We start from the raw sequence: 10023 nt of genomic DNA on the forward strand, positions 1-10023 counted from the left end.
GGGAGAGGGAGGGCCGCCACCGGGACGACCTGTTCGCCGGGACGGGCGTAGCGGTCGGGCGACTCGCGCAGCATCGCCGCCAGGTCGGGGGAGCCGGCGGCGGCCGCCAGGGTGCGGGTGATGTGCAGCCGGCCGTCCAGTCGTTCCGCCAGCGACTCCAGTAGGGCGGAGACGGCGGCCGAGTGCTCGATCGAGTACAGCGAGATGTCCCGTACGGAGGAGGTGAGGCGCGTGCTGAGCGTCGTCTTGATGTGTACGCCGTCCAGCTCGCCCCCGGCCGGGGCGAGTGTGCGCAGGGACATCAGCGGGCGCGCCGCGTGCCCGGCACCGTACGCCGGCCGCTCGACCGCCACACGGCGGCCCCGCGTACGGCGGTTCTGCGTACGGCGGTTCTGCGTGCGGCCGTCCGGCAGGCGGTCGTCCGGCAGGCGGTCGTCCGGCAGGCGGCGGTCCGGCAGGCGGCGGTCCGGCAGGCGGCGGTCCGGTGTGCGGTCGTCCGGTGCCCGCAGGCCCAGCACGTGCTCCGCCTGCCAGGGATGCACGGGCAGCAGCACCGCGCCGTCGTTCCGCAGCCCGTCCGGCCACGCGCCGACCGTCAGGCAGTCGTCCGCCGCCACGAGCCCGAGCCCCACCACCGGACCGTGCTCCGGCCCGTAGGCCAGCTGCTCCGCCGCCGTGAAACCGGGCCGCGAGCGGCAGCACGGATGGTACGGATGCCCGTCCGTGATCCGCTGCTCCCACTCCCACAGGCTCCCCGGCGCCCGCCGGGCCACGGGAGCAGTACGCGAAAGGGCGAGCGAGGCCGTGCTGTTGTCCAGCTCCGCCGCGAACTCCGCCCCGCCCGGCACGTCCAGCCGCGCCATCAGCTCCGCCGCGTGCGTGTGCTCGGCCCCTTCCAGCTCCAGCGCGGTCACCGACGCCGCCGTGGCCCAGGGATCCGCCGGGGGACCGTGCAACCGCCGGCCGTCCGCCAGACGCAGGACGAGCCCGTCCCGCGTCCGGTCCCGGCGCGCGATCCAGCCGAGGGGCTCGTGCGCGAGCCCGCGCCACAACCGGGTCAGCACCGCGGCGCGGGCGGCCGGAAGCGCGGCCACGTACGCCGCGAGCAGGTCAGGACGTACGTCGAGCAGCTGGCCCGCGAGTGTCCGCTCGGCGTGGGTGCGGGGCACGGTGTCTCCTCTGGCGCGGTGGAGTCGGACGACACTTCATACTGATCGTTGATGGAGGCATTCGGAGAGATCGCCGACGCGCTCGCCGCGGCACCACTGCTCAACTGCGTGCTGCGCGAGATCGCGGGACCGGCCGCGGATCCCTGTGACGGCCGGAGTGTGCACCGGCTTCGTGCCGGCGGGCAGTTGCTCCGGGTGCGGGACGGCCGCCGCCCCGCCGAGCCCGAGCTGTGGGCGGACGGCGCCTGGCGCCGGCTCGGCCACGCCGAACTGGTCAAGCTCGTCGCCGAGGAACTGCGGCGGTACACGGGACACGGCAACGACCAGCTGCTCACCGAGATGATCGACAGCCGTGACGCGGTGGCGGCGATCCTCGCGGCCCGCGCGCGCACGGCCCCGCCCGGCGATGTGTGGCTGCGATCCGAGCAGGCCCTGGTCATGGGACATCCGTACCACCCGGCGCCCAAGGCACGCGGCGGCGGCCCCTCGGACAGCTGGCTGCGCTACGCGCCCGAGGCGCACGCCCGCTTTCCGCTGGCGCTGCTGGGCGTCCGGGAGGACGCCGTGGCCGAGGAGGGCGACACGGCGGCGCTGGACGCGCTCGGCACGGCGCCGCCCGGCTACCGGCTGCTGCCCGCACACCCCTGGCAGCTGGAGCTCACCAGTCAACTTCCCGAGGTCCGCGAGGCGTTCGCGGACGGCAGGCTCGTCCGGCTCGGGCGGACGGCGCAGTCCGCGTCGCCGACGGCCTCGGTGCGCACGGTCCACCTGGACGCCGTGCCGGGGCCCTCCGGCGGGACTCCGGGCGAGGACCTGTTCCTGAAGTTCAGCCTCGATGTGCGCATCACCAACGACATCCGCCGGCTCTGGCACCACGACCTGCTCGCGGTGCGCCGTACGGACGCCGCGGTCACCGCCGCGTTCGGCGGACCGGCCACCGCCGCGCTCGGCGCCCCGGCTCCCCGCGCGGACCGCTCCGCCGCCTGGCTCAGCGACCGCGGCTACCGCACCGTCGGAGGCCTCTTCGAGATCTTCGCCGTGCTCGTGCGGGACGGACTGCGCCGCCACCTGCCGCCGGGCACCACGGCGCTGCTGCCGGCCGCCCTCACCGAGCGCTTCGACGGCAATCCGCTCGACCGGCTCACCGATCCGCTGCACTGGTGGACGGCGTACCTGCGGCAGGTCGTCCCGCCCGTGCTCGACGTATTCGCCCGGCACGGCCTCGTCCTCGAGTGCCATCTGCAGAACACCCTGATCGCCGTGGACGGTGAAGGGACGCCCGTGCGGGCGGTCTTCCGCGACGCCGAGGGGGTGAAGCGGCTGCCGGAGGTGAGCGGCGCGGCCGGCTGGGAGCGCCTGCAGTACTGCCTCGTCGTCAACCACCTGGCCGAGATCGGGGCCACGCTCGCGGAGCGTTTCCCCGGAGCCGCCCCGCTGCTGTGGCCCGCCGCGCGCCGGGAGTTCGAGCGCTACGGCGAGGAGTGCGCCCTGCCGGAGACCGCCGCGCTGGTCGCAGGCCTGCTCTCCGCGCCCACCGTGCCGGGCAAGACGAACCTGCTGCTGCGCTGGACCGGCGCCGACGGGGCGGACTCACGCTATCTGCCGCTGCCGAATCCGCTGCTGACGGCCCCGCAGCGGAAGGCCCCGGCGCCCGGCGCGGGCGGGGCCCGGCCGTCGCCGGCCGGGCCCGCGCGCGTCCCGCTCAGGCGAACGGGGCCGTGAGCCGCTGCCTTTTTGTCCAGACACTTTGAGTTCTCGGTGGGGTCGGCAGCAGCCGCGGAGCGTGGCGTGAAACCGATTGTGGGAGCGCTCCCAAAGAGGCAGGATGCCGCGCGTGACTTCGATACCCGCCGTACGCCCCTACCGCCCCGAGGACGACGACGCCCTCGCCGAGATCTGCGTCCGGACGGCGCACAACGGGCAGGACTCCCGGCACATCTACCCCGACCAGGAGCTGCTGCCGTCGATCTTCGCCCTGCCGTACGCCCGCCTGGAGCCGGAGCTGACCTTCGTCCTCGACGACGGCAACGGCAGGGCGGTCGGTTACATCCTCGGTACCTCGGACACGCCGCGTTTCGTACGGGAGTTCCGCGCCATGTGGCTGCCCCGGGTCGCGCAGCGCTTCCCGGAGCCCGCCGGCCCGCCGGCCACCCCGGCGGAGGAGATGGCCCGGCTGCTGCACGACCCCGAACGGATGGTGCTCCCCGAACTCGCCGGTCACCCCGCCCACTTGCACATCGACTTGCTGCCCGCGTGGCAGCGGCAGGGCCATGGCCGGGCCCTGATGCGCACCTTCCTCGACGCGCTGCGCGCCCAGGACGTGGCGGCCGTCCACCTGTGCATGGCCACGGCCAACGTGCCGGCCAGGGCCTTCTACGACCGTCTCGGTTTCCGCGAGATCCCGGTCCCCGATCCCGGCCCCGTGGCCTACCTCGGCCGCTCGACGGCATGGTGGGCCGGGCTCTGAGCGCGGGCGGTGCCGGTCCGGCACCCAGGTCCGGCACCCCGGCCGGTGAGCGGCGCCGGGCTCGCGGAGACCGGGTGAACGCCTGCGACCGGCCCGCGATCCCGGTGGCGGCTCAGGCCCCCACGGTTCCGTCGATCCCCTCGCGCAGGAAGTCGGCGTGACCGTTGTGCCGCGCGTACTCGTGCATCAGATGCAGCATCACGAGCCGCAGCGAGACGTCCCCGCCCGACTTGGCCGAGAAGCCGGTCACATCGAGCGACTCGGCCTGCCGCTCGATCCTGCGGGAGTGCTCGACCTCCGCCTGCCAGGCGGTGAACGCCTCCGAGCGCGTGGCCGAGGAAGCGTCGTACGCCACCTGGAAGTCCCCCTCGTCCGACCAGACGAGCGGAACGTCCTCCCCGTTGATCACCCGGCGGAACCAGGCGCGCTCCACCTCGGCCATGTGCCGGACCAGACCGAGGAGCGAGAGTGACGACGGGGGCATCGACTGCCGCCGCAGCTCCCCGTCGGACAGACCGTCGCACTTCATGGCGAGGGTCGCTCGGTGGTATTCGAGGAAGGCGCGCATCATCTCGCGTTCCTCGGCGACCAGCGGCGGTCCGATGCGCTCGGTCGGCACGTCAGGGTCCTCTCCACGCGGAGCAACGGCAGTCTCACGTTGTATCACCTGTCCGGAGGCAGCGCCGGGCTTCCGTGCACGTCGCAGTGCGGGCGGCCGCCGCGTGACCGGGGCGGTCGCACACCCCGAACCCGACGGCGCGGTCGGGCACGGCGGGAAGCGCCCCTGTTCGGTTCGCCGAGGGACATCCGCTGCGCGGCGGCGGAATGCCGGGCAGCATGGCGGGGTGTCTGATCTGCTGTGGGACGACGTCGCGCACTTCTTCGACCCTGAACCGATGGGGGCGCTGCCGGACTTGCGTGTCCCGGACACCTCGGTGGAGGACTGGCAGGCGGTCCTCGATCTCGCCGGGGAGAGCGGGTGGAACTGACGGTACTCCGAAGGCGGGACGGTGCTGCCGGTGCCCCGGGCGGAGGCAGTGTTCTCCCGGCCGGCTGACGCCGAGTGTCCGGTGCTGCGTGTCCGGCCGTCGGCCGACATGCTGGTGATCTTCCCCTTCCATGCGGCGGAGGAGATCGACTTCGATGTCGATCTGCGGGAGCTTCAGGGCCAGGAGCGACTCGACGGGTTCTGCCGTTTCCTGCGGGACGTCGGGCGACGGCTGGGCCGGCCGGTGCTGATGGAGCCGGAGGGCGGCGACGGGCATCCGGTACTCGGTTTCGACGCCGAAACCGACAGGGTCGTGCTTCTGGCCGGACCGCCGGTCATGTGATCGCCGGGGTCAGCGCCTCCGCGGCGTTCGGACGCCCGCGGAAGCGGAACCGCTTCCGGCAGAGCGGCCGGACGGCCCGCGGGCCGGCGGATGGTCCGCGTCCGGTACGCCGCCCGGCGTCGTGGCGTCCCGCGTCGTGGCGTCCCGCGGAGCGGCGCCCGGCCGCAGGCCGGGCGCCAGGGTCAGGGTCACCGTGACGGAGAGCGCCGCCGTCACCGCGATCGCCGTCGAGGGAGCGACGACCTGGGCGACGGCGCCGGCGAAGGCCGCCCCCACCCCCTGCATGGCCAGCATGCCCGAGGTGTGCAGCCCGAGGGCGTGCCCGCTCAGCTCGTCCGGAGTCAGGGAGATCAGCCGTTCCTGGAGGAGGAGGCTCGCCGCGTACCCCACCGAGGCGATCACGACGGCCGTCACCGCGAGCGGCAGCGGCGGGCCGAACGCGAAGACCAGGTACGGGACGGCCAGCAGCAGGAGCAGCGGCGGACCCAGCCGCTCCCGCCACCGTCCGGGGACGAACCTGCCGGCCAGCGTGTCCCCGGCGAGCATGCCAAGCGCGCCGGAGGCGAACAGCAGGCCCGCGTGCCCGGGCGAGTGGGCGACGAACAGCGACTCGCAGCCAACGATGAGCCCGTTGGGTACCCACAGCGCCAGAAGAACGTAGCGGCGGGGCACGGAGGACCACAGGCGCGCGTTGTCCCGCCAGGTCCGGGCCACCGAGGGGCGCCCGGAGCCCCGCGGCGCCCGCCAGGTGAGCCCGAACCGGGCGACGGCCGCGGCGGTGAGGTGCAGCAGGGCGCCCACCAGCAGTGCGCCCCGCGGTGACAGGACGGTCACCAGCACACCACCGGCCCCGAAGCCGCAGATCTGCAGGACGCCGACCGACATGTTGAGCACCGAGCGGCCCAGCAGATAGCCGTCCGTGCCGTCCCTGGTGAGGATCTCGCTCAGCAGCCCCAGCTGTACCCCGCCGCCCGGCGAGCCGAGCAGACCGGTCGACAGGAGCACGGCGAAGGCGGCCCACACGGGCAGCCCCGGGATCGCCTGCGCGGCGGTGCCCAGCGCGAACAGCAGCGACAGGCCGGTCAGCGCGGCGCGCGGCGGCAGCCGGTCACCGAGAAGACCAGGGTGCCCAGGGCGAGGCCGCCGACCGTCTGCGCCGCGACCTGGGCCGCGGAGAACATGAGGAGCGGAGTGAACCCGGGCGTCCCGAAGAGTTCGCGGTAACTGCGCATGGGGCAAGGCTGCGAGCGTCCGCGCAGGGGGCGCTACTGTTTCGCGGGGAGGCGAAACCTTGGGTTGGTGGCAGGTCAACGCGGACACGCTCGCGGGCAGCCGGTTCGTCGTGTCACCCCTCGCCGAGGTGACGTCGAGCGTGCAGACCCTGGTGCACGGCACCGCCGCACACCCGGGCGAACAGGCCTGGCTCGACACTCATCTGCCCGGCTTCCGGGCGCTGTTGGCCGACGACCCGTCACCGCGCTGCTCGTGCGGACCGGACTGGGACGCCGGTGGAACGCCGACTTCCTCACCCCGACCCCGACCGGCCGGGGCGAGCCCGGTTTCGAGGAGGAGGTGGCCCGTGTCCGCGCCACCCCTCCCGGGGCGGCCCGCGCCGATCTCACCGTGTCGCTCGGCGGCACGCTGCCCGCCACGCTCGACCGGGACGACCTCCCGCAGCGCGCCGCCGCCTTGCTGGAATGGGTGTGGACGCGGGCCGTACGGCCCCACTGGCCGCGCCGCCTGCGCGTCCTCGAAGCCGATGTCGTCGCGCGCACGGCCCGGTTGAGCCGGGGCGGCTGGGCGGCGGCGCTGGACGGCATGCGCCCCGGGATGCGCTGGCTGGGGGAGAGTCGGCTCCAGATCAACACCCACGACCACCCGCCGCGCGAGATCTCCGGGGCACAGCTCTTCTTCGTCCCCGTCACCCCGAGCCGCGGCTGGGTCTCCTGGGAGGAACCCCATCGGTACGCCGTGGTGTATCCGTGCTCGGGAGCGCTGGCGGACGCGGACCGCACGACGGCGCCCCACGCACTGGTCGCCCTCCTCGGGCGGGGGCGGGCGGGTGTCCTGGTCCTCCTCGACACCCCCAAGAGCACGACCCAGTTGGTGGCCCTCACCGGGCAGGGCCTGGGCTCCGTCGGGCGCCACCTCAAGGTGCTTCTCGACGCCCGCCTCGTGCGGCGCCGTCGCGCGGGGCGGGCGGTGCTCTACTACCGCACCGCCGCCGGGGACGTGCTGGTGAACGCGCAGGCGAGCGAGGGGAACTGAGACCGCCGGTTCGTTCACCCTCCGGGCCGCAGAGCCGGATGGGCCTCGGCGAGGTGTTCCGGCGCGGCCTGCCGCCAGGAATCCACGAGGATGTCGCGCAGCTCGTCCATGTCCTCCAGCGCCGCCATGCGGACCCGGACCCAGGCGGAACCCGCCTCGTGCGGCGGCACCCAGAACTTCTCGGGTTCCGCCGCTATCAGCTCCGCCCGTTCGTGCCGGGGGCAGCGCACGGCGAACGAGGTCCCGTCGTCGGGAATCGTGATGAACATCTTCCCGGCCACACGGAAGGTGGGCATGCTCCACGCCTCCTTCTCCACGGTCTCCGGGAGGGACATCGCCAGGCGGCGGACGTCATCGGCATTGATCATGGTGACCACGGTAGCCGGGAGCACCGACATCACCGCTGACGCTCAGGCGGCCGCGGTGGCTCAGGCACTGACCGACGCCCTGCCCGCCACCTGTTCCACCCGCGGACGCGTGATCCACCGTGACGACGCCCCCCGCCACGCCCGGCGCCCGTGTCACCGCCGCTCGATCACGGACACGAAGTCACAGGGCACCCGGGACGCCGGGCCACCGATGGCCGTCCGGGGAAGCGCCCGACGGCCGGCCCGCCCGTACGAAGTCGCCGTACTCGTCCTGAACGACGCCCTCGTTCACCCATCGGCCCCGCTCGGCTCCCGTGCGCCGTTCGGCGGTGTTCAGCGCGGTCAGCGGGTCCTCGGCCGTGCCCAGAAGCCGGCCGAACTCGTCGGCGTCGGGATCGAACGGCGGGAACTCCCCCAGGTCGAAGAAGCTCTCGTGGCCCGCGTCCTCGACCGTGTGGAGGTAGATTTCGTAGGACGCCCCCGTGGGGCGAATCTCGACGCGACGCACACCCGGGCGCTCTGCCGGGCCGCACGGCCCGAGGAACTGCTCCACCGGACGGCCCCGCCTCAGGGCCCCGAGAACGAACGACTCCGCCAAGTACCGCATCCGGACACAGTAGGGCACGCTGCTCGCGGCTCGGCCTGATCCGACAGGGGCACCGGTCGGCGGGGCCGCCGGTCAGTGGCCGTGGCGCGCGGGGTTCGCGTCCATCAGGGCGTGCATGACCACCCGCACACCGCGGGCGAGGTGGTTGAGCTGCCCCAGCTCCGCCGCGTACAGCCGGATCGTCTGCTCGATGACGGACTCGGGGACGCCGAGGGAGGGAAGCTCCGCGCGGGCGGTCTGCAGGGCCGTACGGACCGTGCGGATCTCCTGCTGCACCTGGAGCTGCGCGTGGCGGGCGAGGAGCACGGGGTGGCGGGTCAGCGTCTGGTAGCTCGCGTAGCGGGCCGGCAGCAGTTCGCGCAGCCACTTGGTGGCCGTGCGCTCCCAGTCGCGGCTGCCGGGCGTCTTGACCTGGCAGGGCCAGTCCGTGCTGGTGGGTGAGTAGGTCAGGGACACTGTGATCGCTTCCGGGCTGGGCTACGACGGGGACGGTCGGAGGGGGTTCTTGGCGGCCCCGGCCTAGGGGATGACCGGGGCCGCCACGGGCCCTCGCCCGGAGGCGAGGCCCGTTTCAATCACCGGGTCCGACGTGAGAAGGAGGCGTCTTCGCCGGTGACCGTTTGTGGGCCGACCCGGGAGAAGTATTTATATATACCGTCGAGTAAGCAAGAACATGAAAACATTCATGTGTCACGAAGACGGGACTTCCCGTCCGGAAGCCGGTACGCAGGACGCCGTCCCCGGTCAGTCCTTGAGGAAGAACTGGTGCTGTTCGGCGATCCGCTCGTAGTCCTCCAGGCGGGCCTGCGTGCGTTCGGGATCGGCGTCCGCCATGGCCTGGAGCAGGGCGGACGACATGAGCACCGGTGCGGCGTACGAGTCGAAGACCAGCCGGGAACCGGTGCCCGTGGCGAACGCGACGTCTGCCTCCTCGACGAACGGCCCCAGCGTCATGTCCGTGACGAGCGCCACACGCAGCCCGGCCCGCCGCGCCACCTGAAGGGCGGTGAGCGTCTCGTGCGCGTGCCGGGGCATGGCGAAGGCCAGCACCCACGTGCCGCCGGCCTCGCGCGACTGGAGCAGGGCGTCGTAGGCGACGGTGCCGCCACGCGTGACCAGCCGGACGTCGGGGTGGATCCGTCGGGCCGCGTACGCGAAGTACTCGGCGAGGGACACGGAGATGCGCAGCCCCAGGATGGTCAGCGGCACGGACTGCGACAGCTCACGCCCGACCTCGATCACCCGGCCGGGATCGGCGAAGTCCCGGCGCAGGTTCTCCAGGTTCTCGATCTCCGCGTCGACGGCGGCCTGGAGTTCGTTGCGGCGCAGCTCCTCCGGGGTGTCGGCCGCGCCCGGCAGCGTACTCAGCGCGATGGCCTGGAGCTTCTCCCGCAGTGCGGGATAGCCGCTGAACCCCACCGCCGCGGCGAACCGCGTCACCGAGGGCTGGCTCACCCCGACCCGCTCCGCCAGATCCGTGATCGACAGGAACGCGGCTTCCTTGAGGTGCTCGATGAGGTACTGGGCGATACGCCGCTGAGCAGGCGAGAGCCCGGGCCCGTCGAACAGCGTTCGGAGCCTGGTGCCGGGCGCGGCCTCCACTTCCGGGACCGGCTCCCCGGCGGTGATCGCAGACGCCTGCGCGCGTGCCTGCTGGGCCGATGGCACCGATGCGCCTCCTTTTTGTCCCACGAAGGTTCAACATAGCTCACTCAGCGTGGCCCCAGGGCGCGGTGCCCGACCGGTTTCCGAGCCGCCGCGTGCCCCGCGTCCCGCACGCCCCCGGAGGAATCCCCGCCCCGGGGCCGGGACC

The 10023-nt window shown here is 73.4% G+C and carries 8 protein-coding genes and 3 pseudogenes; 4 read left to right on the forward strand and 7 right to left on the reverse strand.

Features of this window, described 5'->3' with window-relative positions; all coding sequences use genetic code 11:
- Positions 1-1169 (reverse strand): IucA/IucC family protein (locus GUY61_RS28885; RefSeq protein ID WP_313896925.1); only part of this gene is annotated, 1169 nt, incomplete at its 3' end.
- A 51-nt stretch (positions 1170-1220) separates the two neighbouring features.
- Between GUY61_RS28885 and GUY61_RS28890 the strand changes: the two genes are divergently transcribed.
- Positions 1221-2891, forward strand: a complete 1671-nt coding sequence (locus GUY61_RS28890; protein ID WP_166633205.1) for an IucA/IucC family siderophore biosynthesis protein — start codon at positions 1221-1223, stop codon at positions 2889-2891.
- Between the two features lie 112 nt (positions 2892-3003).
- Positions 3004-3636, forward strand: coding sequence for a GNAT family N-acetyltransferase (locus GUY61_RS28895; protein ID WP_398957282.1), 633 nt, complete (start codon positions 3004-3006; stop codon positions 3634-3636).
- 112 nt (positions 3637-3748) lie between these two features.
- Here GUY61_RS28895 and GUY61_RS28900 read toward each other — a convergent pair whose 3' ends face one another.
- A complete protein-coding gene (locus tag GUY61_RS28900) occupies positions 3749-4255 on the reverse strand; it encodes a DinB family protein (RefSeq protein ID WP_398957284.1) in 507 nt (168 codons plus the stop codon).
- A gap of 226 nt (positions 4256-4481) precedes the next feature.
- Here GUY61_RS28900 and GUY61_RS28905 point away from each other — a divergent pair.
- Positions 4482-4967: pseudogene (locus tag GUY61_RS28905) on the forward strand (hypothetical protein).
- Between the two features lie 9 nt (positions 4968-4976).
- Here GUY61_RS28905 and GUY61_RS28910 read toward each other — a convergent pair.
- Positions 4977-6199, reverse strand: a pseudogene (locus GUY61_RS28910) (MFS transporter).
- A gap of 59 nt (positions 6200-6258) precedes the next feature.
- Between GUY61_RS28910 and GUY61_RS28915 the strand changes: the two are divergent.
- A pseudogene (locus GUY61_RS28915) lies at positions 6259-7235 on the forward strand (transcriptional regulator).
- Between the two features lie 14 nt (positions 7236-7249).
- On the opposite strand, the gene GUY61_RS28920 reads toward GUY61_RS28915, so the two are convergent.
- The 4 genes from GUY61_RS28920 to GUY61_RS28935 all read right to left on the reverse strand — a co-directional run bounded on the left by GUY61_RS28920 (position 7250) and on the right by GUY61_RS28935 (position 9878).
- On the reverse strand, positions 7250-7603 hold the full coding sequence (locus GUY61_RS28920) for an MmcQ/YjbR family DNA-binding protein (RefSeq protein WP_166633207.1): 354 nt from the start codon (positions 7601-7603) through the stop codon (positions 7250-7252).
- Positions 7604-7784: 181 nt separating this feature from the next.
- Positions 7785-8210, reverse strand: a complete 426-nt coding sequence (locus tag GUY61_RS28925) for a hypothetical protein (protein ID WP_243766827.1) — start codon at positions 8208-8210, stop codon at positions 7785-7787.
- A gap of 72 nt (positions 8211-8282) precedes the next feature.
- Positions 8283-8666, reverse strand: coding sequence for a hypothetical protein (locus GUY61_RS28930; protein WP_398957289.1), 384 nt, complete (start codon positions 8664-8666; stop codon positions 8283-8285).
- 288 nt (positions 8667-8954) lie between these two features.
- The gene (locus GUY61_RS28935; RefSeq protein ID WP_166633208.1) at positions 8955-9878 is read right to left on the reverse strand and encodes a MurR/RpiR family transcriptional regulator; all 924 of its coding nucleotides are present in this window, start codon (positions 9876-9878) and stop codon (positions 8955-8957) included.
- Positions 9879-10023 lie beyond the last annotated feature (145 nt).

This window comes from Streptomyces sp. GC420 (assembly GCF_009916105.1).
In the GTDB taxonomy this organism is placed as follows: domain Bacteria; phylum Actinomycetota; class Actinomycetes; order Streptomycetales; family Streptomycetaceae; genus Streptomyces.

What these genes read in the sequence shown, in the direction of transcription:
- GUY61_RS28890 (WP_166633205.1), top strand. Translation starts at nt 1,221, where the DNA reads ATGGAGGCATTCGGAGAGATCGCCGACGCGCTCGCCGCGGCACCACTG.
- GUY61_RS28920 (WP_166633207.1), bottom strand. Translation starts at nt 7,603, where the DNA reads ATGATCAATGCCGATGACGTCCGCCGCCTGGCGATGTCCCTCCCGGAG.
- GUY61_RS28925 (WP_243766827.1), bottom strand. Translation starts at nt 8,210, where the DNA reads ATGCGGTACTTGGCGGAGTCGTTCGTTCTCGGGGCCCTGAGGCGGGGC.